General features: G+C 60.8%; 24 protein-coding genes. 16 read left to right on the top strand and 8 right to left on the bottom strand.

Annotated elements, in window-relative coordinates:
- Positions 1–102: 102 nt before the first annotated feature.
- Positions 103–549, top strand: coding sequence for a GNAT family N-acetyltransferase (locus QWZ03_RS13425; protein WP_290333183.1), 447 nt, complete (start codon positions 103–105; stop codon positions 547–549).
- Between the two features lie 158 nt (positions 550–707).
- Here the strand turns inward: QWZ03_RS13425 and QWZ03_RS13430 are convergent, their stop codons facing one another.
- Positions 708–1,016, bottom strand: a complete 309-nt coding sequence (locus QWZ03_RS13430) for a flagellar basal body rod C-terminal domain-containing protein (protein ID WP_290333184.1) — start codon at positions 1,014–1,016, stop codon at positions 708–710.
- A gap of 95 nt (positions 1,017–1,111) precedes the next feature.
- Entirely contained in the window at positions 1,112–3,553 is a 2,442-nt protein-coding gene (locus QWZ03_RS13435; RefSeq protein WP_290333185.1) for a phosphocholine-specific phospholipase C, read from the bottom strand.
- Between the two features lie 202 nt (positions 3,554–3,755).
- Between QWZ03_RS13435 and QWZ03_RS13440 the strand changes: the two genes are divergently transcribed.
- The 4 genes from QWZ03_RS13440 to hmpA are packed head-to-tail and all read left to right on the top strand — an operon-like array spanning position 3,756 to position 6,194.
- Positions 3,756–4,214 (top strand): Rrf2 family transcriptional regulator, encoded by a 459-nt coding sequence (locus QWZ03_RS13440; RefSeq protein ID WP_290333186.1) that lies wholly within the window; start codon positions 3,756–3,758, stop codon positions 4,212–4,214.
- Between the two features lie 2 nt (positions 4,215–4,216).
- The gene (locus QWZ03_RS13445) at positions 4,217–4,642 is read left to right on the top strand and encodes a group III truncated hemoglobin (protein ID WP_290333187.1); all 426 of its coding nucleotides are present in this window, start codon (positions 4,217–4,219) and stop codon (positions 4,640–4,642) included.
- Between the two features lie 44 nt (positions 4,643–4,686).
- Positions 4,687–4,953, top strand: coding sequence for a hypothetical protein (locus tag QWZ03_RS13450; protein ID WP_290333188.1), 267 nt, complete (start codon positions 4,687–4,689; stop codon positions 4,951–4,953).
- Between the two features lie 35 nt (positions 4,954–4,988).
- The gene (gene hmpA, locus QWZ03_RS13455; RefSeq protein WP_290333189.1) at positions 4,989–6,194 is read left to right on the top strand and encodes an NO-inducible flavohemoprotein; all 1,206 of its coding nucleotides are present in this window, start codon (positions 4,989–4,991) and stop codon (positions 6,192–6,194) included.
- 4 nt (positions 6,195–6,198) lie between these two features.
- On the opposite strand, the gene QWZ03_RS13460 is transcribed toward hmpA, so the two are convergent.
- On the bottom strand, positions 6,199–6,744 hold the full coding sequence (locus QWZ03_RS13460) for a GNAT family N-acetyltransferase (protein ID WP_290333190.1): 546 nt from the start codon (positions 6,742–6,744) through the stop codon (positions 6,199–6,201).
- Positions 6,745–7,470: 726 nt separating this feature from the next.
- Between QWZ03_RS13460 and QWZ03_RS21010 the strand changes: the two genes are divergently transcribed.
- From QWZ03_RS21010 to QWZ03_RS13480, 3 genes are all read left to right on the top strand, one after another.
- Positions 7,471–7,890 (top strand): GFA family protein, encoded by a 420-nt coding sequence (locus QWZ03_RS21010; RefSeq protein ID WP_441302639.1) that lies wholly within the window; start codon positions 7,471–7,473, stop codon positions 7,888–7,890.
- Between the two features lie 74 nt (positions 7,891–7,964).
- Entirely contained in the window at positions 7,965–8,276 is a 312-nt protein-coding gene (locus QWZ03_RS13475; RefSeq protein ID WP_290333191.1) for a hypothetical protein, read from the top strand.
- A 101-nt stretch (positions 8,277–8,377) separates the two neighbouring features.
- Entirely contained in the window at positions 8,378–8,833 is a 456-nt protein-coding gene (locus tag QWZ03_RS13480; RefSeq protein WP_290333192.1) for a T6SS immunity protein Tdi1 domain-containing protein, read from the top strand.
- A 958-nt stretch (positions 8,834–9,791) separates the two neighbouring features.
- Here the strand turns inward: QWZ03_RS13480 and QWZ03_RS13485 are convergent.
- From QWZ03_RS13485 to QWZ03_RS13495, 3 genes are all read right to left on the bottom strand, one after another.
- The gene (locus tag QWZ03_RS13485) at positions 9,792–10,517 is read right to left on the bottom strand and encodes a DUF4386 domain-containing protein (RefSeq protein ID WP_290333193.1); all 726 of its coding nucleotides are present in this window, start codon (positions 10,515–10,517) and stop codon (positions 9,792–9,794) included.
- Positions 10,518–10,624: 107 nt separating this feature from the next.
- Positions 10,625–10,882, bottom strand: coding sequence for a hypothetical protein (locus QWZ03_RS13490; RefSeq protein WP_290333194.1), 258 nt, complete (start codon positions 10,880–10,882; stop codon positions 10,625–10,627).
- 9 nt (positions 10,883–10,891) lie between these two features.
- Entirely contained in the window at positions 10,892–11,218 is a 327-nt protein-coding gene (locus QWZ03_RS13495; protein WP_290333195.1) for an ArsR/SmtB family transcription factor, read from the bottom strand.
- 197 nt (positions 11,219–11,415) lie between these two features.
- On the opposite strand from QWZ03_RS13495, the gene QWZ03_RS13500 reads away from it, so the two are divergent.
- Positions 11,416–11,766 (top strand): metalloregulator ArsR/SmtB family transcription factor, encoded by a 351-nt coding sequence (locus QWZ03_RS13500; protein WP_290333196.1) that lies wholly within the window; start codon positions 11,416–11,418, stop codon positions 11,764–11,766.
- A 222-nt stretch (positions 11,767–11,988) separates the two neighbouring features.
- Positions 11,989–12,444 (top strand): DUF6368 family protein, encoded by a 456-nt coding sequence (locus tag QWZ03_RS13505; protein ID WP_290333197.1) that lies wholly within the window; start codon positions 11,989–11,991, stop codon positions 12,442–12,444.
- A 113-nt stretch (positions 12,445–12,557) separates the two neighbouring features.
- Here QWZ03_RS13505 and QWZ03_RS13510 read toward each other — a convergent pair whose 3' ends face one another.
- On the bottom strand, positions 12,558–13,010 hold the full coding sequence (locus QWZ03_RS13510; protein WP_290333198.1) for a DUF4259 domain-containing protein: 453 nt from the start codon (positions 13,008–13,010) through the stop codon (positions 12,558–12,560).
- A gap of 337 nt (positions 13,011–13,347) precedes the next feature.
- On the opposite strand from QWZ03_RS13510, the gene QWZ03_RS13515 reads away from it, so the two are divergent.
- Positions 13,348–15,129 (top strand): acyl-CoA dehydrogenase C-terminal domain-containing protein, encoded by a 1,782-nt coding sequence (locus tag QWZ03_RS13515; protein WP_290333199.1) that lies wholly within the window; start codon positions 13,348–13,350, stop codon positions 15,127–15,129.
- 73 nt (positions 15,130–15,202) lie between these two features.
- Here the strand turns inward: QWZ03_RS13515 and QWZ03_RS13520 are convergent, their stop codons facing one another.
- Positions 15,203–16,930 carry a methyl-accepting chemotaxis protein gene (locus QWZ03_RS13520; protein WP_290333200.1) on the bottom strand — a complete coding sequence of 576 codons (1,728 nt, stop codon included), beginning with the start codon at positions 16,928–16,930 and terminating at the stop codon, positions 15,203–15,205.
- A gap of 276 nt (positions 16,931–17,206) precedes the next feature.
- On the opposite strand from QWZ03_RS13520, the gene QWZ03_RS13525 reads away from it, so the two are divergent.
- The 5 genes from QWZ03_RS13525 to QWZ03_RS13545 all read left to right on the top strand — a co-directional run bounded on the left by QWZ03_RS13525 (position 17,207) and on the right by QWZ03_RS13545 (position 23,815).
- Entirely contained in the window at positions 17,207–17,671 is a 465-nt protein-coding gene (locus QWZ03_RS13525) for a chemotaxis protein CheW (protein WP_290333201.1), read from the top strand.
- Positions 17,658–19,031, top strand: coding sequence for a CheR family methyltransferase (locus QWZ03_RS13530; protein WP_290333202.1), 1,374 nt, complete (start codon positions 17,658–17,660; stop codon positions 19,029–19,031). Before QWZ03_RS13525 ends, QWZ03_RS13530 begins: the two co-directional genes overlap by 14 nt.
- Positions 19,028–19,627 (top strand): chemotaxis protein CheW, encoded by a 600-nt coding sequence (locus QWZ03_RS13535; protein WP_290333203.1) that lies wholly within the window; start codon positions 19,028–19,030, stop codon positions 19,625–19,627. The genes QWZ03_RS13530 and QWZ03_RS13535 overlap by 4 nt, the downstream gene beginning before the upstream one ends.
- Before the next feature lie 150 nt (positions 19,628–19,777).
- Positions 19,778–21,544 (top strand): methyl-accepting chemotaxis protein, encoded by a 1,767-nt coding sequence (locus QWZ03_RS13540; RefSeq protein ID WP_290333204.1) that lies wholly within the window; start codon positions 19,778–19,780, stop codon positions 21,542–21,544.
- Between the two features lie 12 nt (positions 21,545–21,556).
- Positions 21,557–23,815, top strand: coding sequence for a hybrid sensor histidine kinase/response regulator (locus tag QWZ03_RS13545; RefSeq protein WP_290333205.1), 2,259 nt, complete (start codon positions 21,557–21,559; stop codon positions 23,813–23,815).

Raw genomic sequence — 23,815 nt, forward strand, 5'->3', positions numbered from 1 at the left:
GCCCTTCGGCGGCACACGAAAAATTCCATCAGCATTATTTCAGCAGCAATGCCTGCTGTCGAATTTCCTTACCTTTTACCGCACCAGGCCACCACACCTAGCATGCCCATCACCCTTAACGCAGTCACCCGCGACAACTTTGACGACATCATCGACCTGCAACTGCTGGATCATCAGAAAGACTATCTCGCCAGTAACAGCTATTCGATCGCCCAGGCCAGCTTCTACCCCAACTACCATACCCGGGCCATCTATCTGGGCGAGGAAGCAATCGGCTTTCTGATGTATGTCTCACTGGCCGAAGAAGGCCAGCCAGGCGACTACGCCATCTACCGCTTCATGATAGACAGCCGCCAGCAGGGCAAGGGGCATGGCCGCCAGGCCCTGCAGCGGGCGCTCGAGGAAATTCGCAGCCAACCCGGCGTGCAACGCATCTTGATCTCCTATGTACCGGCCAACCCGGTCGCCAAGGATTTCTATGGCAGTTTCGGCTTTGTCGAAATCGGCATTGATGAAGAAGAAGAGATGGTGGCCGAGATACGCCTCTGACCTGGCAGAACCAGCAGGAGACCGGCTGGCCCATCGCAAGATAATTGACTGTGTGACGGAATGCGCAAGCCGGCTCAATGGCCAGCACTGGAGGGGCTCCGGACACCTGAATCGCTCTCGACGCCGCTTGACCCCGATTGCAGGCTCACCGCAAGCCCTCAGGCTTTGATATCAATCAGCGCGCCCAGCATCTGGTCGGCCGTGGACACCACCTTGGCCGAGACCTGGAAGCCCGCCTTGTAGATCAGCTGGCCCACCATTTCGGTCTCGATCTGGGTGCCATCACTGCTGCTGGCAGAGGGCGCGACCCTTACCCCGGAACCGGGTGGGGTGCCTTCGCTGAAATCGGGCTGGCGGGCCCGAAAGCCGCTTGTCAGGGTATTGGCGACATTGTGGGCCGAGACGTCCAGCGCCCGCTGGTAACCCAGCATGCCTGACAAGCCAGCACCAAGTGCGGATACGGACATGACAACTCCAGAAACAAAGCAACAGCCTGCAGCTTACCTTGACCTGGAGCCCCTATTCGCACCCAGCCGACGGGCGTAACTTATTGCCCTCCCAACTAGCCGCTGACAACGCGCAGATTCAGCCTGGGAGCGGCCTCACCATAGCCATTGTTCAGAAACAAGGCGATGAAGTAGTCCCCCTGGGCCAGCCCGCTCAGTACCTGGCTGCCCATTGCGGCAGGCAGGTAGTGCCATTTCAGCGCGCTGGTGGCGCCAGGCACCTGTCCTGCGCGATACACCCCCAGCCAGTGCTGCGTCCCGGCTGGCATACCCTGCCAGCTGGCGGTCACACTCTCTCCCACGCGGATCTGGCTGGCGCTGGCCGTCCATGTCACCACGGGTAGGGGCTGTGGCAGCGGCGAAGGGAGCGCCTCGGCCTGGCCGTTCAGCACCGGGTCGGTGTAATCCAGCCCTGCGCCTTCCAGGTGGCCAGCCAGCCGGCGCCAGTAGCTGCTGTCACCTTCCAGTTTCACGCCCAGGTCATACCAGCCATAGCTGGCAGAGAGCGACCGGATCAGGCTGCGGCTTTGCCCGGCCGGCACGTCGACCAGCTGCACGGCGGTGTCGCCATAGGCGTTGTCCGCCAGCCTGAAGCGGCACGCCTGCGTCCCACCATTGCTGAACGTCAGTCTGACGCAGCGGGCTGCAGGTTCTTCCTCCAGCTGCACCTCGGCCTTGCGTGGCAGGCTGTCCAGGCTGCCGGCAAATTCGCGCGCATAACCATTGTGGCTGACGACGACCACCTGGTAATGGCTGCCGCTCCAGCTCCAGGTTTCCAGCGCTATCTGCTTGCCGGCCTCCACGGTGTAATGCCATGGCCCGTCGTTACGCACGCTGGAGTAAACGATATAGGTCGCCGCCGCCGAGCCGGTATTGCTGAAGCTCAGGGCGTACTTGCGCGCTTCTGCCACTGCGTTGCCCGTCACCTGCGAGCGATAGGGCAAGGCGCATGCCCAGCGCGGCTGGGCGCCGGCCGTGGTCTCCTGCCTGGGCAGGCTCTGCGTGGCCGGGGGCAAGGCATCGCGGCTACCGCCATACTTGAAGTAGCTGGCACTGCGCGGCACGCTGGCAGGCCAGCTGGCATTGGGGTTGGCAAAGTTGAAGGCACTGGTCATGTCGCCGCACACGGCACGGCGCCAGGGCGAGATATGACTGCATTGCACCTGGCTGCGCGGCAGGCCCTTGCCCTGCACCAGCCACTCTTCCAGCAGCCGTATCAGCGAGGTATGGTCAAACAGCTGGGAGTTGACGCGCCCCCCCTTGCTCCAGGGCGAAACGACCAGCGTCGGCACGCGTGGTCCCAGGCCGATGGGCTCGGCACTGTTATAGGTCTCGCCCATGCCGGCATTCGCCAGCGTCGTGCGGCCACGCCCCGCATTCAGCGGCGGTAACGTCGCCGGCATGTGGTCGAAAAAGCCGTCATTCTCGTCGTAGGTGATGATCAGCACGGTCTTGGCCCACACACTGGGATTGTCCACCAGTGCCGACAGCAGGCGCGCGGCGAAATGCTCTCCGGCATTGGGCGAGTGCGAGGGATGTTCACAGTACTCGGTGGGCGCGCATATCCACGATACCTGCGGCAACCGATTCGCCCTGACATCGGCAGCGAAGTCATCGATCAGCCACTGGCCGCTGGTGCCCGCCGCATTGCCGCCATGCGAGCCCGGCGCCATGGCACGACCCCGGCGGTACAGCGGCGAATCCGCCGTCAGCTTACGGCCGGCAGCATCCACCCTGAAGTTCCTGAAATACTGCAGATAGTTATCGCCGTAGTTATCCCACTCCTGATAGACCTTCCAGCTGATGCCATTGGCTTCCAGCACCTCGGCATAGCTTTGCCACTCCAGCCCCTTGGCGGCCGCGTTGTCATTGGCGATATCGGCGTTGTAGGTGCCATTGTTGATGTTGTAGAGCCGGGCATCCTGAATGCCTGTCAGATAGCCGTTGGCATGGCCGCTCAAGGCGTAGAAACGGTTTGGGTCGGTCGGCCCGAATACCGAGCAATGGTAGGCATCGCAGACAGTGAACGCATCTGCCAGCGCGTAATAGAACGGCAGGTCGGCCCGATTGAAATAGCCCATGCTGCGCGCCGTCTTGCGGGGTATCCAGGCATTCCAATCCTTCCAGGCCGCCTCGGTGCCTTTCCAGGAATGATCGAGCCCCACTTTCAGGGCATTGGTATTGCGCACGTCAAAATGATAGGGCAGCACGTAGCCACTGCCATTGGGCTGATACCAGACCGGCTTGCCCGAAGGCAGGGGGATAGCCCGCGGATCATTGAAACCCCGTACACCGGCAAGGCTGCCGAAGTAGTGGTCGAACGAGCGGTTCTCCTGCATCAGGAAGACCACATGCTCGATATCCCCCACGCCCCCAACCCCCTCATGCGCCGGTGTCGCCAGGGCCTTGGCGATGACCTGGGAAAAACTGGACGCACTGGCCAGACCCATGGCGCCCGCCGCCATGAAACCTCTACGGGAAGGATTCTCTATCGACATGCCGGACTCCACGGTGAATGAAGCCCTGCATTGTTTTGGTAGAACAAGTCAGCAGCATGACAGCCGCCACAAGGGCGCATCAAGCAGCAGTCCTGCAGTACCTCCCTCCGCCAGCAACGCGTCTCGCCCGCCTACATTTCATATAGTTGCATTTTATATGCATGTTTAGTATCGTTACCTCAGTCCCCCACCGGCCACTGCCATGCAACTGACCCGCTTCTCTGACCTAGGCCTGCGCGTGCTGATGTACCTGACCCAGCACGACCGCGCCCTGCCCGTCACCATTGCCGAGATCGCCGGGCAGTTCCAGGTGCCGCACAACCATCTGATCAAGGTGGTCAACCGCCTGGGCAAGCTGGGCTGGGTAACCGCCACGCGGGGCCGCAATGGCGGTCTCCGGCTGGCCGCGCCTGCCCAGGGCCTGCAGCTGGGGCAGGTGCTGCAGGGGCTGGAGCACAGTACCGAGCTGATCAACTGCGAAGACCCACCCTGCACCCTGCGCGGCCACTGCCTGCTCAAGGTGGCGCTCAATGCAGGCCTGGCCGCCTTCTACAACAAGATGGATGACTACACACTGGCCGACGTCTGCGGCAGCCGTACCGGCGAGGCCATCATTACCCTGCACCGGCAGTTTCTCGATCAACAGACAGCGAGGCATTGATCATGCAAGCCATTGCCCAGGCGATAGGCCACCCCACGGTAGCGGCCGTGGTCGCGGATTTCTACCAGCAGGTACGCGCCCACCCTACCCTGGCCCAACCCTTTGCCAGGGTGCATGACTGGCCCGCCCACCTGGAGCACCTGACCCATTTCTGGTGGGTGACACTGGGCGGAGCGCGCTACCTTGAATACCGCTATCAGGTGGCAGAACGCCATGCCGAGGCCGGCTTCACCCCTGCCCTGCTGCAGGATTGGCTAACCCTGTTTGGCCAGACCCTGCAGGCACGCCTGCCTGCCGACCAGGCCACTGCCTGGTTGAGCCGTGCCGAGCGCATAGGCGAATCGCTGCGGCTGATGCATGCACTGGGGCACTACCCTGATGCGGCAAGTCAGACCCCAGCCACCACCGCCCCCTGCAGGCACAGCTAGCAAAATCGTTTTCCCATCCCGGCAAACCGAGCAAGGAGCGCACCATGCAAGACCCCGCCCTCGTACATCGCTATTCCACCCGGCTGATCCAGTTCGCCTGCCTGCTCAGCCTGGCGGGTTTGTACCTCGCCTACTTGAAGACCGACCAGGTCGGCCTGGGCACCCTGGTAGGCGGCCACCTGATGCTCTTGATCGGCCCCGGCCTGCTCAAGCTGGGCTATGTGCTGCGGCTGGCGGCAGAAGAAGCGGCCAAGCCGCAAAACCGCCGGAGAGAAGCCGCCATTGTCTTGCGCGCTCAAGCGCTGCATTAAAAGTTGCATTTTATATACCACTAATGGAGTAACACATGCTGTCTGCCACATCCCGCCCCTATATTGCCGCCAGCGTTCCCGTCCTGCGCGAGCATGGCCTGGCCATCACCCGCCACTTCTATACCCAGATGTTTGCGCAGCATCCTGAGCTGCAGCATCTGTTCAATATGGGCAACCAGGCCAGCGGGGTACAACAGCAGTCGCTGGCCGCCGCCGTCTTTGCCTACGCCGCCAATATCGACAATGCCGCCGCCCTGGCGCCCGTGCTGGAGCGCATCGTGCACAAGCATGCCTCCGTCGGCATTACCCCCGCCCATTACCCCATCGTCGGCCGCCACCTGCTGTGTGCCATCCAGGCCGTACTGGGTGATGCCGCAACGCCAGCCCTGCTGGCCGCCTGGGATGAAGCCTATTGGCTGCTGGCAGGCGAGCTGATCGCTGCCGAAGCCAGGTTGTACCAGCGCACCGCAACAGCGGCAGGCGCCTTGCAGACGCTGGTAGTAATGGAAACCCGCCGCGAGAGCGAAGACGTGATGTCCTACTACCTGCAAACCTCTGATGGCCGCTCGCCCGGCAGCTTTCAGCCCGGCCAGTACATCAGCGTGGCCGTGCAATTGGGCGAGCTGCGCCAGCTACGCCAATACAGCCTCTCCGATGCAAGCGACCGCCCCTGGTGGCGCATCAGTGTCAAGCGCGAAGCCGGCAACCCGACCACCCCGGCGGGCCAGGTATCCAACTGGCTGCATGACCACCTGCGACAGGGCGATACCTTGCTGGCCGGCGCCCCCTTTGGCGACTTCACCCCCGGCCTGGCCGGCCCCGCCCCCATCACCCTGATCTCGGCCGGCATAGGCATCACCCCCATGGTCGCCACCCTCAACACCCTGGCCAGCCAAGCCAGCCGGCGCCCCATCGTGTTTGCCCATGCCGCCCGCAACGGCCAGCACCATGCCATGCGTGCCGACCTGGCCGCCGCCCGCGCCCAATTGCCACAGCTGCGCTCGGTGCTGTTCTACGAACAACCTGCTGACGCCGACCGGCTCGGCAGCCACTATCAGCACCAAGGCCGTATGCAGTTATCTGCCGTGGTGGACGAGAGCAATCGCGAGGGCGAGTTCTTTCTCTGCGGCCCGCTGGGCTTTATGCAGCAACAATGGCAAGGGCTGCTGAGCGCAGGCGTACCGCCTACCCGCATACACCGCGAGGTGTTCGGGCCGGAGTTATTGGATCACCTGATCTAGCGAACTACCGGTCGCGGCAACGGGCATAGATGAAGCATGCCCTGGGTTCGGCCGAAATATTGGGGTGGACGGTATGGGAGGCCAACACCCCCTCCCGCCGGAAGCCCGACTTCTCCAGCGTCCGGACTGAGGCGAGATTGTCTGTATCGCAGGTTGCCTGCAGCCGGTAAATCGGTGGCAATGCCAATGCCACGCGGCTGAAGGCGTTGATGGCCTCGCTCATATAACCCTGCCGCCAGTGCGCCCGGCCTAGCACGTATCCCAGATCCACACAGTGCCCCTGCAGCCTCGCTTCCAGCATGCCTATGGCAGTGGCGTCACCCTGCCGCGTCAGCACATAGGGCAGGCACCGACCACCTTCCCACGCCTTGACGCACCATTCCAGAAAAGCCTGGGTCTGGGCCAGATCAACATGCGGTGTCCAGGTCATGTAGTGCGCCACCCCGGCATCCTGGGTGTATGCAGCAAACAGCGCGGCAGCATCGGCAAGCTGCGGTGGCCGCAGCAAGAGCCGCTCGGTTTGAATGGTGGCAGGCAGGCAGGGGGTCATGGCGTAGACAGGCTATGCAGTTGGCTCCTTCGCAATAGATGCATCATGAAGGTGCCGGCCGGGTTCAATAAATAGGCGATCCGCCACGGCTACCGCCAGGGCGCCAGACGGAGTACGCAGCGACGGGGGAATCTATCACAAGCTGCAAGCAGCTGTTCTCGCTGGCTCAGTCAGTTCGAACCGCAACGACCGCTGAGTCGTTCTTTAGATAACCATTGCCCGGGTAAACACCTGGCTCCCATGGGTGACATCTCGTACGTGCAGGCTGACGAGATCACATCCACGCAACTTGCTGCCGAAGGCCAGATTGAACATGGCAAACTTGCGGACCGCGTGCGAATTCTGAAGGTAAAATCGGATTGCCCAGATGTCTTTTGGCTTGAGGGACGGTTTCTGGCCGACGAGCTTACCCTTGTTCCAAGCTTCGCGCTTGTGGTTACAGGCAGAACAAACTTGATCCATCAAGCATGGGGGCTTAACAGTGTTGTCGCTGAATTCAGATGAGGTGTTGGCGCCGCATAGTAGTCGCTCCTAGTGACTGGTTAAATTCGGTAGCATAGCCCGGTAGAGCATGTCCGTACTTAGCATCACATAGACTGACAGAGCCCTGGTAAATGTTATTATCAATCAATAACTTGCTGTCGAACCGCCCAACTGCCATTTTATCAATAAACGGCCCTGTGTGCCCGTTGAATAACTGATAGACCGCATAGGAAACACTCGCGCATGACATCGCACAAGCGCATCGGCGACACCCCAATCAAAGAGCGGCACGGCGCTTCCTGCCATTGCGGAAGTGTGGTGATGGAGCTTGAACTCCCTGACGGTGTCGAGAACCCGCGCAGGTGCAATTGCTCCATTTGCAGCAGGCGCGGTGCGGTCACGTCATCAGTGCCGATCGATCGCCTCCACATTGTGCGGGGCGGGGAGTTCCTCACACTGTATGAGTTTAATTCTCGAGTGGCGAAGCACTATTTCTGTCGCGTATGCGGTATCTACACACATCACCGCAGGCGCTCAGATCCGAGTGTCTTTGGGTACAACGTCGCGTGCCTGGAAGGCGTAGATGTGTTTGCTCTGGGTGAGTTGCCCACGTCGGACGGCAAGAACCACATCTGTGATCGCGGGGGGCCAAATGCGGTCTAACCCGTCGTTGCACACGACGTGCGCCAGCCTTCGGCTATCGCCCGCGAATGAACTCAAAGGTTAGGTCCAGCCAGATGCCACCATCAGAACAAACGGAAGAGCTACTTCGGTTATTAGCGTTGCCCGAGTCGGACTACTGGTATGACATAGCTTGTATCGATGCGCGTGCGCGGTTAGAAGCTTGCGGTGAAAGGCTATACACCGAACTTCTTACCCTGATCGACGGCATTAGCCCACTTCAGCAGGAGCATTTGGCATATATCTTGGGCGAGTCCTCTGCGATAGCAGAGGTTGCTATTTTAGAAACTCTAGAAAAAAGTCCGCACTCAGAAGTAGCCTTTCGTGCGCGGGAAGCCCTGCATGGCATTTATCCGCGCAAGGCCTAACACTTCCGTCAACAGGACAGCCCAAAGCTACGCTTTGGGTGCCCTCACCACCTGCGGTGGCTCGGCTGCCGCTTACGTTCAACATTAGACAGGAGAAACAATTGCTCTCCCTATTCTTCAAAAAACAAAAACACCCTCCGCTCTACTACCTAATAAATCCTGTCTCAGCAGAAATGCTGGGGCCTTGGGAAAAGCATTTCCCTGCTTTCAAGCAGGTAATTGGCTACTCAAGCCTAGGCAGTTTCTTTCTAAGAAATCCAAACTCCAATGAATACATAGTGCTTCACCCATACAAAGGTGCCGCAAAATCTTATGGCTCTCACAAATCAGTAAATGCTTTTGAAAAATCCGTACTAAAAGAACCGGGCTTTGAAGAGTACGTTCTTCGCCCTGACCATGTGCTGGCTGTATCCCAGGTTGTTGGCGAACTCCCCCAAGGACATATATACATTCCGCAGCCGTACCCATTTCTCGGAGGGAGCGATGCTCCAGAAACATATAACCATGGAGACGTTTGGGTATTCTCGCACATCGTCGCTCAAATGATGGATTTATGAGCGCAACGACACTGCCTAGCCTTTCGGTCAACAGGACGGCCCAAAGCTGCGCTTTGGGTCCCTCCATGCCTCCTGCATTCCGGCGGCAGGCTACTTTCAGCATTAGGCGCTTCTGAGTCAATAACATTCATGCCAATCAGCAAAAGACTAATAGCCTTATCCATATTCATTTCCTATTCTGCCATATTTATATCTGCACGGCTGCTTGGCGAATTTTTTCTGCTCTCGGCGTGGATAGCATCACCATTGTTGGCCATGTACCTTACCGAGCGACTTGCCACACATTGCAAAATCGATCCTTGGGATAGCTTCTGGCGCCCAGCAGCTGGGGTTACCTGGTTCTGGATATCTGGAATTCTTATATTTCTCTGCACTCCAGAACTATTTCAATACCTCACGTGGCAACTTACCCTTTTCACATTTATATGCCTCATTCCACTTGCTCTTGCATGGTGGCTGAGAGCGAAGAAGAAATTATTTATCTCTCATATCTTCGCATGGATCCACATACTTGCAATTCTTGGAGTCTCTCAGATTTTCGAAAATCTTTTATGGCTTTAATTCACAGATTAAAGCTCACGACCAACTCCAAGGCTATATTAGGGCTCGCCCAAACTTTCGGTCAACGTGACAGCCCAAAGCTGCGCTTTGGGTTCCCTCCGCTGCTTCGTAGCTCCGGCTGCACGTCACATCCAGCATTGAAGTCTGGAATAAGGGCGTCAGCAGCCGCTTATATCTGTCAGATGAACGTCTACTTAGGCCGAAAACCTGTCACCGTTTCATCACTATCCACGTGATCAGCAAAGTATGTGTGGCGGCATGATTCTGAGCGGCTCGAACTGGTTATCCATTAACCAATACCCGCACGATTGTAGTAATCGACGCTGAACGAGCCTCACGACTTGGGCTAGCAACGTTTCTCAACCGACCAGCGAACGAGCGCAGAAATAATGATTACCTACCCTACACTCGCCCGTGCCCGCCACTTTTCGACATTGACGCCCTTCACCAACAACCACAGGCAGAAGGAAGCTTCACCGATCAATATCGGAATGAAAATGCCGGGCATGATCGCCTTGGCGAATGCCGGTGCGAAAAAAGACGAAAAACAAACCACCAGATAACAGAGGCCCGCGAGCTGCATCAACAAACCGATCAATTTTGGCAAGAATTCCGACTTGTAGATCAGATAGCCGCTGACCAGGCAGGTAAAGCCAAAGAAGATCAGCGCAATATCAAAGGCGATATCGTGCGACTTCAGGGCCAAACCGGCGAGCATCTGCAACTGCCCAGGCTCAAAAACCTTCAGGTAATCGGCATTATTCAATATGTGTGTCACCAACAACAGAAACAGCTTGCTCATGCACTCGACTGCCAGGCTAAGCAGATTGAGCAGTACGGCCAGCAGCATGAGCTTATGGCTTACTGGCTTGAGCAATAGGTATTCAATCCAGAGTTGTGGTACAGCACAGATAACCACGATCAGATTGCAGGCCACCCCCAGGTTCCATAAACCCGGTGAGGCCACGATATTACGTGCCGTTGCCGCAAAATCACCCGCTACCACCAGGCTATTGATCACAAATCCTTCTGCGAAAGCCCCGAACACAATAACCGCCAAGTAAAGCACACCTGCCAGGCGTGCATAAACCTGCGGTGATATCTCCATCGTTTTACATGTCATGGCAAGCTACTCCTTGTAGGGAACACGGAACAACGCTGAGCGCCGCCAACACAACTCGGCTGGCGATTCAGACCAGCCGGGCGCACACGGGCAAGAGCCAGGCTCGCCTACTCCACGTCCTTCAGGATTTTCTCCACCGCCGCCATACGGGATCGGATATCTGTCATTGCAGTATCGATGGAAGACAGCATCGCCGTGGTCGCGGCCTGCGAAGTCGCCATACTCGCCGCCATCTGGCGATAGGCCTCTTGATGTGCCAGGTTGGCCTTCGCCTGCATAACAGCCGCGTAGTAGCGCATGCCAAAAATCAGCAAGATCGTCCCGAGTGGCAGACAAATCGTCAAAAGGTACACATTTTCAGACATGGGAAGCCTTTACGGATCGAGATGAGTGGATAAGGATTTGGCCGCTTCAGCAATGGCAACGGGCGTGATTTCCAGTGCGAAGCGGCTGACTTCAAAGTAATTGAGTGCCTTGCCATCGGACGACAGCTCAAGCTGGCTGGTCACCAGGCCTGCATCTTCAAGTTTTTGAAGATGCAGGTGCAGCAAGGGGCGACTGATACCTATCTCGCGCGCCAGCTGGCTGACATAGTTGCGGCCCTGCGACTGCAGCGCAGCAATGATGCGCAGTCGGTGCGGATTGGCGAGGGCGGCAAGCATGGACAGCAGCTGTTCGCCAGAAATGGTGTCGTCTTTCATGTGTAAGAAAATTATTACACGTGTATCCAACAACGTCAACCTACCCTTTACGCAGGCAAAGTCAGGCCCGCACCGGGCTAGCTAGCGCTGTGTGCCGATGTGGGGGTATCAGTACCCGGCATCGCCCAAGCGCAGGCCGGGACAGCACACCGGTTTGGGTATAGACTTGAACCCATCCTGATTAGCTAATTAGCTAAATGTCACATTCATCCATAGAACGCGTCTTCGAGGCCCTGGCCTCCACACCCCGCCGCAAGATATTGGCCTACCTGTCCGAGGTTGAGCTGACGGCGGGCGATATCGCCTCGCGCTTCGAGATGTCCAAGCCGGCCCTCTCCAAGCACCTGCGCATACTGGAAGACGCAGGCCTAGTCACCAGCGAAAAGCGCGGACAGTTTGTCTGGTATCGGCTGGTGCCGGACAACCTGGTCAACACCCTGGGTGGTTTCGCCGCGAGCATCTGCCCAGTGGGCGGCCCGCTCAAACGCGAAAGCAAGCAGCTCAAGCTGCGCAAGGCCGAGGCAGAGTCATCGGAAAGCAAGGGATAGTCGCCAGTCGGGTAACAGGAGCGCGCCAAAGGCCGACCGCCTGCAAGCGCTGGCAGACGCCAGTGCAACTGATCGGCCGCCCTTGCACCGCTGCGAATGCGGCAGATTTCAAACCCAGAGCCGAGCCAAAAAATTCACGCTTGCGTTGCGATGCCTGGCGGGCGAAAACCGCAACTCAGCGCTAGATCATTGCATTGCCTAAGCAAAAACTTTGAGGACCATATGTCCTGTTATGCCGTGACCATATTGACTCCTATGGCCTTCTCGCCAGAGGAAATAGAACGCGCCACCAATGTCTTGGCTAGCCTCGCTGAGCCATTGGTCGATGGGGATTTTTGGATCAGTGGGCAGTCCTTCTGCTTCCAATTCACCGAACCCGACGAAGACGAACGCGACATCGTCATCAGCGGCTGGGCGCCGCGTGGTGCCCTTCAAATAGCTTCTCGCAGCGGATCAAAAATTAGTCATTTTATCATTGGAGTTCTATCCTCACGACTCGCAAGAATGTTTGATGGTTGGATTGAATTAGGTGGACCGCTAACACTTGCGACAAGTAACCCCTCGATTCTGACTTATGACGGAGTCCTCGGAAGGATACAGACTGCCTATGGCGTTGATGTCATTAGCCCGAGTGTCATGGATTACTGGCTCGGTTCCGATGAATTCCGCCTGATTTGAACCAATGCCTTGCTTGATCGCATCAGAGACAGCCAGTGCTATCGGCAGACTCGCCCCTCTGCGTAGATCAAACCGACAGCCATTTCCAATAGGCAGACGTTGACGTCAGTCCATCAACGAGCAAGCCGGCCCTGCAACGCAGCAACCGCACCACGCCATTTGGCCGCGCCTGCCTCCTCCCACTGCTGGGCAAGTTCAGAAATCGCCGTTCGCTGTACACGGTCCAGCGCCAACTTGGCGCGTGGCGCCAGCGCTACCAGCGTGCCGGCAGGCTGCCGCGCCACCCATGCCCGCAACTCGGCAGGCATGGCAGCGTTCGACTTGCCTCTGGCTGCGCTCACTATCTCGGCCGCCACGATGGCAGCGGCACCTAGTTCAGTCTCGATATACTTGGCCCGGATTACCTGCTCCAGTACCAACTGGACAGATTGTGTGCCATTCGCCTGGGTGCATTCGGCTATCCAGTCGAGCGCATCATCGTTGTCAAAACTGCCCTCACCCCAGGCACCGGCCCACGCCTTGCTTATGAGCATCATCGCCAACAACATGCTACGCATGACTTTCATACCTAAACCTTCCATTTAGCGCCGCTAATCAAGGCAACTTCCAGAAACGTCGAACGCCAGGCAAGGCAGTAGCAGCGACAAAAGCGAGGCCTCTGGCTACCCCCCTGTATGCCCCGCTGGCCTGACTATACAAAGCTGCCGTGCACACATACCGCCTGCTGTTCATGCCACCGGATCGCACCCTGGTGACATGATCGCATCGACCAGACAAGCGGTACGGCGGTCGCACTTGTAATTCAAGCAAGCGCTTGGTAAATTGACTAACAAACTGCCATTGCCCCCCTGGGGCAGCAGCAGTGTATCAACTCACACCAACAATAAGCACTTGGAGACCATCATGGCCATATACCGCGCACCGCTGCGTGACATGCAGTTTGTCCTGCATGAGCTGCTGAACGTCGAATCCACCCTTACCGCCCTGCCCGGCTATCAGGATGCCAACCGCGACCTGATTGATTCGGTGCTGGAGGAGGCGGCCAAGTTTGCCCAAGAGGTGCTGTTCCCGCTCAACCGCAGTGGCGACGAGGAAGGCTGTACGTTGGTCGACGGCAAGGTCACCACGCCCAAGGGCTTCAAGGCCGCCTACGACCAGTTCCGCGAAGGCGGCTGGACCGGGCTGGACTGCGATCCCACCTATGGTGGCCAGGGCTTGCCCAAGACCTTGGGCTTCCCCATCTCTGAAATGAATGTCTCGGCCAATATGGCCTGGAGTATGTATCCAGGCCTCAGCCATGGCGCCTATGCGGCCATCCACGCCCACGGTAGCGATGAGCAGAAGGCGACCTATCTGCCGCCGCTGGTCGATGGCAGCTGGACCGGCACCATGTGCCTGACAGAACCCCATTGCGGCACCGACCTGGGGCTGATCAAGAGCCGGGCCGAGCCCTTGGGCGATGGCAGCTACCGTATTAGCGGCACCAAGATCTTTATCTCCAGCGGCGAGCACGACCTGGCCGACAATATCGTCCACCTAGTGCTGGCCCGCCTGCCGGATGCCCCACGCGACATCAAGGGCATCTCGCTGTTCATCGTGCCCAAGTTCCTGCCGGCCGATGGTGGCGTAGGCGAGCGCAACCCGGTGAGCTGCGGCTCGCTGGAACACAAGATGGGCATCAAGGCCAATGCCACCTGCGTGATGAACTTCGATGGTGCCGTCGGCTACCTGATAGGCGAGCCCAACCGTGGCATGAGCTGTATGTTCACCATGATGAACGCCGCCCGCCTGGGCGTGGGCATGCAGGGCCTGGGCTTGAACGAAGTGTCGTACCAATCTGCCCTGGCCTACGCCAAGGATCGCCTGCAGATGCGTGCCCTCACCGGGCCAGTGGCGCCCGAAAAACCGGCCGACCCCATCATCGTCCACCCCGATGTACGCCGCATGCTGCTGACCATGAAGGCCTATGCCGAAGCCGGCCGGGCATTTTCCAGCTGGCTGGCGGTGCTGCTGGATGTGGAAGACCGCGCCGAGGATACCGAGCAGCGCCAGGATGCGGCCGACCTGTTGGCCCTGCTGATCCCGGTGGCCAAGGCCTTCATGACCGACAATGGTTTTGAGACCACCAACCACGGCGTGCAGATTTTCGGCGGCCACGGTTTCATCCGCGAATGGGGCATGGAGCAGTTTGTCCGCGATGCACGCATCTCGCTGCTGTACGAGGGCACTAATGGCATACAGGCCATGGACCTGATCGGCCGCAAGGTGCTGATGGACCAGGGTGCCAAGCTGCGCAAGTTCACCAAGCTGGTACACCGTTTCTGCCAGGAGCAGGAAGGTCGTGCCGAGATGGCCGAGTTTGTGGCCCCATTGGCCGCGCTCAACAAGCAGTTGGGTGAGGTGACCATGAAGATAGGCATGGCAGCCATGCAGAACAAGGATGAAGCCGGCGCTGCCGCCAGCGACTACCTGCGCCTGCTGGGCCACTTGGTCTACGGCTGGTTCTGGGCCCGCATGGTGGCAATCAGCCTGCCCAAGGCAGACGAGCCGTTCTACGCCGCCAAGATCAGCACCGCCCGCTTCTACTACGCCAAGCTGATGCCCGAAACCCACGCCCTGATCGCCAAGCTGGCCACGGGCGCCCAGCCCTTGATGAGCCTGGACCAGGATCACTTCGCCTTCTGACGCCTCGCAATCTGACTTGGCGCCTCCCGTCCGCCTGCGGATGGGAGGTGCTTTTCGCCTTGTCCGTGCACTCTCAGGTAGCAAAGCCCTTAATGATGCCGCCCAGCCGCTGTCCAGCCTCCTCCAGCCCCTGCATTGCCACCTGCATGGCCCGCATGCTGTTCAGGTTATCGTTATTGCCCTGCTTGATATGATGCACGGCGGCGGCAATCTGCTGCACACCTGTTGCCTGCTGCATGGCGGTGACCGCAATCTGCTGCGCCGCCTGGGCATTGGCGGCGGCCGTGGTGGACATGCGCGCCAAGGCATCGCCAGCCACGCCTGATTGCGCCACGCCGCTCTCTACCGCAGCGGCACTGTGTTCCGTCGCCATGACCAGCGCGGTGATCAGCTGCTGTATTTCCAGCAGAATGCCGCGCACCTGCCCCACCGCCTGCTTGGATTGCCCCGCCAGGCTTTTCATCTCGTGCGCCACCACGGCAAAGCCCTGGCCATGCTCATCGGCATGAGCGGCCTCTATGCTGGCATTCACCGCCAGGATGGCAGACTGCTCGGATAGCGCATTGACCGCGTTGACGATATCGCTGATGGCCTGGCTCTTGTCGGTCAGCTGGCCTATGCGCTCGGCGACGACACCCATCCTCCCCTGTATGTCCTGCATGCCGCGCACCACTTCATTCACGGCAGCCTGCCCGTTGCGGGCCACCTCGGCAGCCATCAGGGCACTGCCAGACACTTCGGCCATGCGCTGCGAAGTCAGCTCGGTGGTCTGCCGCAGCTCGGCAATAGTGGTGGCCAACTGGGTGGTCGCGGTCGCCGTCTCGTCTGCGGCGGTCGCCACCTGCGTGGTACCACTCAGGACTGTGCCCACCACGCTGTCCATGGTCTGGCTACCCTGGCGCATGTCCGCCACCACGCTCTGCAGATTGGTCACCATGGTACGGAAAGCCAGACCCAGCTCGTCCTGCTCGGATGCCAGCATGGGCATGGCGCGCAGATCACCCTGTGCTATCGATGCAGCGGCAGCCGCCTTGAGCCTGAGTGTGGCGGTCATCTGCAGAAAAGCCTGGTTCAGCATGCCCAGCTCATCGCTGCGGGCCGAACTCGCCAGGCGCGGCGCCAGATTGCCCTGGGAGATAAGCCGGGCCGCCTCGGCCAGCGCACGTAGCGGCACGGCGATATTGCGTGTCACCAGCGCAGCGACACCCAGCACCAGCAAGGTGACCAGGGGAATGCCGTAGCTCACCAGCTCCATGGCGAGCACCGCGTTGCCCTGCATGGTTGCATCACGCTGCTGCAGCAGCGCACGCTCCTCCGCCTCCATCTCTGCCAGCAGGCGCCGCAGGGCATCCATATCGCGCTTGCCCTGGTCGGTCAGTACCAGCGCCAAGGCGGCTTGCTGGCCCGTGTCGCGGCGCAGGTCTATGGTCTGCTTCAGTTCTGCCAGCTTGTTCGCCGTGGCCTGGCGCACCTGCTGCAGGCGCTGCTGCTGTGAGGGGTTGTCGCGGGTGGCCTGCTGCAGCGCCAGCAGGGTGTTATCCAGCTTGCGCACAGCCAGCACATAGGGCTCCAGATAGCGTTCCTGGCCTGTCAGCAAATAACCGCGCTGCCCAGTTTCGGCATCTCTCAGCAATGATGCAACGCTGTCCAGTTGCCCCAGCACCGCATAGGTATGGTCCTTCCAGTTCGCCGCACCCAGCAGCCCATCCAGGCTGCGGTGCGCCGTCAGGCCTATCGCCACCAGTGCCAGCAAGGCCAACAGGTAGCCCATGGCAATCTTCCAGCCCACAGTCCATCGCATATCCGCCTCTCCTCCCCATTTTGGGACAGCATTGGTTCAGGCTGCACGGACATGTGCACCATCAACCTAGCAAACTTGGCCGGACAGGCGGAGGAAACCGACATATCTACTTAGCGCACCCGGCCATCATGTCCTAATCTAGATCGAAATAAGGGAAATGGCGCGCACGTCGTAATGCACACGGCGAACAAGACGCAGCCAAGCCCGTTGCCTGGTTGGAGCCGCTAAGCTGGGTGTTGTGAGCAGCTCTTGGTATTCCGAGCGAGAGAGGAATGTGTGGCATCAACCTATACCGTGCTGCCATTTGATTTGAACGGCCAACACTTTGCCTTGCCGGCCCAGCAGGTGATACGTGTGCTGCAGGCATTGGCGGTACAGCCCTTGCCAGCCGCACCTGCCGTCATCAGCGGTGTCTGCCAGGTGCACGGCAAAATCATTCCCGTCATGAATATGCGCGCCCGCCTGGGCTGGCCACCCGCCCCTCCCCAGCCCTGGGCGCACTGGATCTGGCTGCGCGGCAGCCAGCGGGAACTGCTGTTGCCGGTTGACCGCACCAACCCGGTTTGCCAGTTAAGCAGCGAGCTGCACCCGGTCACGGCCTTGCAAGGCAGCGATGCCACGGTACGCGGGGTATTGGCCGATGGACAGGGGCTCTATCTGCTGCAGGATGTCGATACCTTTCTCTCCCCGGCAGACGAACAACAGCTCGGCAGCGCGCTAGCCGCCCATGCACACCACTGATCGACCCATCGTGCCGGAACACCAAGACGCCACCACGGCGCTGGCCCAACGCATCGCCACCGAGCTGGGGCTGGATTTCTTTGACAGCCGCCAGACCAGGCTGCGTAGTGCCCTGCAGCAAGCCAGGCTGACGACGGCCGATGCCGGCACCCTGCCGCTGACAACCTTGCTACCCCACCTGGTGGTAGGCGAAACCTACTTTCAGCGTGACCCAGAGACCTGGCAAGCCCTGCAGCAGGACATCCTGCAGCCCCTGCTGCAAGGCCGCAGCCTGGCAGGCGAGCGCAGCCTGCGCATCTGGAGCGCAGCCTGCTGTACCGGCGAAGAAGCCTACACCTTGCTGTTCTGCCTGGCTGACCTGCTGGGGCCGGCGCTGGATGACTGGCAACTGACGCTGCTGGCAACGGATATCAATCCCGCCTTTATCGCCCATGCCCAGGCCGGCTGGTATGGTGACTATGCGTTCAGGCAAAGCACGCCAGCCTGGCGTGGGCGCTACTTTACCCGCGAGGGAAAAGGCTGGCGCGTCACCCCGCCCTGGCGCAGCCGCATACGCTTTGCCGTACATAACCTGGCTCTGCACGATTACAGTGTGGCCGGCCCAGCAGCACAGGGCTACGACCTGATACTGTGCCGCAATGTGCTGATGTACCTCACCCCGCTGGCCACCAGCCTGGCGCTGCAGCAGCTGCAGGCCCAGCTTGCCCCGGAGGGCTTGCTGCTGCTGGCGGCAGCCGAGGCAGGCCTGGCGCAGTCCGCCGGCTTTGGTGGCCGCATGCTGGGACTGGGCTATGGCATCGCGCATGAATCGGCGGCCGTCCGACCCGCCCCTCCCCCTGCCCTGGCAACGCCAGCACCGCAGCCGCCGCATCGCGCCCCGCCGCACGCCCACAAACCGCATAGCAAACCGCAGGTCGAGCCCCCGGTGCTTGCCGTCGCCGCAAGTACCCCGCCGCCCGCCACCTATGAGGACTACCTGTCCCTGGCACAGGCGCAGGCCAACCGGGGCGAGCTGGGCGCCGCCGGGGCAAGCTGCCAGCAGGCCATACCGCTAGCCCCATTGCGGCTGGAGGCATACTGGTTGTTGGCGCTGACGCTGGATGCCGCCAGCCGGCCCGAGGCTACCCTGGCCGTGCTGGACAAGCTGGCCTACCTGGCACCCGATCTGGCCATGGCACCCTACCTGGCCAGCCAGCTGTATCTGCGGCTGGGGCAGACCGAGCAGGCCGAGCGGCAGCGCCAGCACTGTCTGCACCTGCTGGCGGGACAAGATGAACAGGCCCTGGTAACGATGGGCGATGGCATGAGCGTGGCGCAACTACGGCAGCTATGCCTGAGCTTGGGGGCATTACCTTCATGAACATCATGGCCGGCGATCATTGGACCGCGCTGCACCGGCAACTGGATGCCCTGGCCGAGCAGTTGCAGCGTGGAGAGACCCAAACCCCGGAACAGCAGGCGGACGCCTTGGCCGCACGCAGCCTGCAGTGGGCCCAGCCCCCCCAGGGCAGGAGCGATGCCCTGCAGGAAGTGCTGGCCTTTACCCTGGGTGATGAAATCTATGCGCTGGCACTGACCCATATCGATGCCGTCATCCCGCTCAAGCAATTGACGCCCCTGCCCGGCACGCCGGCCTTTGTACGCGGCATCGTGAATGCCCGTGGTCGCGTGGTGTCGGTGCTGGATCTGCGGGTGATGTTTGCCCTGCCGCCACGCGGCCTGGCAGACCGCAACCATCTTCTGATACTGCGCAATACTGAAATGGAATTCGGACTGCTGGCAGACCGCATCCTGGGCGTACAGATGCTGGCGCCCAATACGCTACAGACCGAACAAGCCGGCCTGAGCGGCCTGCGCCGTAACCTGCTGCTAGGGATCAGCCCACAGCAATGGCAAGTGCTGGACGGCAACCGTTTGCTGAACGAACCCAGCCTGGTGGTAAACGACTATGACTGACCCTCTGGTGGCTATCCCACAGCACTGCGTTCATCCGCCTGCAGGCCTTGCGCTTGACCGCTGCATCGCTACCGCGCTCCTTCCCATGCTGCACTTCAACCCGCTGATGGCCGCTCGTGTTAGTTCGCGAACAGGCCCCAAGGAACCGCCATGTGGTTATTGAACCTGCGTACCCGAAGCAAGCTGACGCTGGCCTTCGCCCTGATCGTGCTGGGCGCCGGGGGCCTGCTCTACTTGGCACAGACCAGTCTGCAGACCATACGCAGCAACAACCAGTCCATCGTCGAGCTCAATCGTGATCTGGCAGGTTTCAAGGAGATACGTTTCAACATCCACGATGTCCGCTCCGAGGTGCTCAATGCCCTGCTGACCCGCGATGCCACCCATGCCGGGGAGCTGGCCAGCAAGTTCAAGGCCATCGCCTTGCACGAGGCCGCCACGCTAGAACAGTTGCGCAACCATGCCATGGGCGACGCTGAGCTGGCGCAGCTGGTGAGCGCTGTCACGCATATCTGGCAAGAGTTCACCGTCGCCCGTGATCAGCAGATCGTTCCCTTGCTGGCAGCAGGTAAGTACGAGGAAGCTCGGCAGATCGCCACCGGCGAGCAACGCGCCAGGGTGCTGCGCTTGCGCGACCTGGCAGGGCAGCTGGATCAACTGGTCGCACAGCGCGTACGCCAGCTTGAGCAAGCCAACGATCATCTCATCAGCCAGCAGCTGGAGCGGGTGATCTGGCTGGGCGGCGGGCTGATCCTGCTGGTCATCGCGCTGACCCTGTCGCTCAGCCAGAGCATAGCGCGGCCCCTGCAGGTGCTGACCAGCTATGCCCGCCGTATCAGCGTGGGCGATATCCCGCACGAAATGGATTACACCGGGCGCAGCGATGAAGTCGGAGAACTGAGCCAAGCCTTTGCCGACATGGGCCAGTATCTCAAATCACTGACCCAACAGGCAGAACGCCTGGCACAGGGCGACCTCAGCACCACCCTGGTACCGAAATCGGAACAGGATCTACTGGGGCGCTCCTTCGTCCGCATGGTGGACAGCCTGAGCCGCTTGACCGAGGAGATGCGCGAAGGCATCGTCGTCATCGCCAGCGCCAGCGAAGAGATACTGGCCACAGCCGGCCAGGTTGCCGGGGGCGCGCAGGAGAGCGCCACCTCCATCACCGAGATCGCCACCACCATAGAAGAGGTCAAGCAGACTGCCCACCTGGCCCATCGCCGTGCCTCCGAGGTCAACCAGGCCGCCGAGCACAATCGCCGGATTGCCCAGGCCGGCCGCGAGGCCGTAGCGCAGACCCTCAGCAGCATAGGTCAGGTCCGCGACCAGATGCACGCCATGGCCGAGGGTATCTTGCGCCTGGGCGAGCAAAGCCAGGCCATCAGCGAGATCGTCGCCAGCGTCAACGAGCTGGCCGAGCAGTCCAACCTGCTGGGTGTAAATGCCTCGATCGAGGCTGGCAAGGCCGGTGATGCCGGCAAGGGCTTTGCTGTGGTGGCGCTGGAGGTCAAGGCCCTGGCCGAGCAATCGAAACAGGCCACGGCACAGGTGCGCACCATACTGGGTGACATACAACGGGCCATGACCCGTACCGCCATGGCCGCCGAGCAAGGCAGCAAGGCGGTAGACCAGGGTTTCGAGCGTACCCGTGTCAGCGACGAAGCCATGCGCAACCTGGCTGAGAGCATAGAGCAGTCCAGCGATATGGCGCAGCAGATAGCCAGCGCCAGTCAGCAGCAACTGGCCGGCATGGATCAGGTGGTGGCCGCCGTGGTCAGCCTGCGCCAGGCCAGCCAGGACAATGCCGCTGGTGCCCGGCAGGTGGACCAATCCGCCCGCGATCTGCACGGCTTGGGCGGCAGGCTCAAGCTGCTGGCCGGCCAGTTCAAGCTGCCTGCCCGGCAAACTAGCTAAGCCCGCAAACGCATGCCGATAGACCGCGCAGCACTGATGCAAAGGCTGATGGCCAGCTTCCAGGAAGAAGCTGCCGAACGGCTTGCCATACTGGAGAGCGAGCTGCTGCGTTGGCAGGCCGATGCCCCCGAACCCGATTCGCTGGAGGCGGTATTCCGTGAAGTACACAGTCTCAAGGGCGCCACCCGTGCAGTAGGCCTGCACGAACCGGAACAGATCTGCCATGCCTGGGAGGCCGTATTGCAGGAGATACGCCAGGGCAAGCGGGCCTTTCTGCCCAGCATGGCCGGCGCCTTTCTGGCGGCGCTGCAGTTTCTCAAGCGCAGCCATGCCGGCGAGGTACTGACGGCCGGACAGTTCAGGCAAGCGATGGACCTGCTGGCGCAAACAACCGCCTCCCAGCACCGTGCCTCTACCGCACCCAGCGTGGCGACACCAACAGTGGCTGCCGTCGAAGCCACGCCCCCCTCGCCCCCTGCGCCGGCGGCCACACCTGCAGAGCGGCCCGCCACCTGGCGCGGGCAGACACTACGGATACGGGCCGAGCAGGGTGAACAACTGGCCTACTACGGCGAGGCCCTGCGCCAGCACCGGATGACAGCGCATAACCTGCACAGACGCAGCCACGCCCTGCAGGCCGACTTCCAGCGCCTGTGGCAACGGCGGCTGCGCCACGAGGGCCTGCTAAGCCGTTTGCGCAGCCTGCTGGCGCAAGGCCAGATGCCCGACCTGGAGACTTTGCGCAGCCTGCTGGAGTGGCAGGACTGGAGCCTGGACCTCTTGGCGACCATGCAGGTGGAAAGCCATGGCCTGCGGCAGTCCAGCCAGGCGCTGGATCGTGACGTGGGTAGTCTGAGTGAAGCCTATACCCGTACCGTGGACGAACTGCTGCTCCTACCCTGCCGCAGCATGCTCGACGAACTTCCCGCGATGGTGGGCGAGCTGGCAGTACAAACCGGCAAGCAGGCCGAATTGCTGCTGCCCCAAACCAGCCTGCAGGTAGACAAGCGCATCCTGGATGCCCTGCGCACACCTCTGATGCACTTGCTGCGCAATGCACTGGACCACGGCATAGAGCCCCCGGCTGTACGCACGGCCAATGGCAAGCCTGCCCTCGGTCGGCTGCAGATACTGCTGCACCAAACCTCGGCCAGCCATTTCAGCCTGACATTGACCGATGACGGCAAGGGTATAGACAGGCACAAGCTACAGCAGAAAGCCGAGGAAACCGGCCTGCTGCCCAGTGGCAGCCCGCCCCTGCCAGACGCCCAACTGCTGCCGCTGGTGTTCGAATCCGGCATTTCGACCAGCCCATTGCTGACCACCCTGTCGGGGCGGGGGGAAGGCCTGGCCATCGTGCGTGAGGCGCTGGAACAACTGGGCGGCAGCATTTCGGTCGACAGTACGCCAGGACAGGGCTGCCGGTTTGTGCTGCAACTGCCTTTGAGCCGCTCTACCTTCCGAGTCATGTTGGTACGCCTAGGCGAGCAGCGTTTTGCCATCCCGGCACATGCCATTGGCCGCGCCTTGCGCCTGCCGCTGACCGCCTTGCACCGGCAGGAAAGTGGCAACAGCGTGATACTGGACGGCCTCAGCCTGCCGCTGCGCCCCTTGGCCCAGGTGCTGGCCCTGGCCGCTACAGACGGGGAACCCGTCACGCTGAACCTGTTGTTGCTGGGCAGCGCCGAGCAACAGATCGCCCTACTTGTGGACGAACTCCTGGGTGACCAGGAAATCACCCTAAAGCCACTGGGACGGCAATTGCGCCGAGTCCGCAATCTGCTCGGCGCCACGGTGCTGGGCGACGGCAGTCTGGTCCCTGTGCTGCATCCGCAGGATCTATACCGTAGTTGCCTACAGGCACAAGGCCCCTGGCAGGCACGGCCCCGGGAGGAACAACCACGGCGGCAGGCACGTATCCTGGTGGTCGATGATTCGTTTACCTCGCGGGGGCTGCTACGGGCCTTGCTGGAGACGGCAGGTTACGCCGTACAGACCGCCAACGATGGACTGGAAGCCTGGAATACCCTGCGGCAGCACCCATTCGACCTGCTGGTCTCGGATATCGAGATGCCACGGATGGATGGCTTCACCTTGACCGCCAGACTGCGCGCCGACCCCAACCTGGCTAAGCTGCCCGTGGTGCTGGTCACGGCATTGCACACGGCAGAGGACAAGGCCAGGGGGCTGGAAGTGGGTGCCAATGCCTATCTGGTCAAGGGTGGGCTGGAAACCGACACCGTGCTGGCTGCCGTCAACCGCCTGCTATAG

Source organism: Chitinimonas viridis (genome assembly GCF_030409555.1).
Taxonomy (GTDB): domain Bacteria; phylum Pseudomonadota; class Gammaproteobacteria; order Burkholderiales; family Chitinimonadaceae; genus Chitinimonas; species Chitinimonas viridis.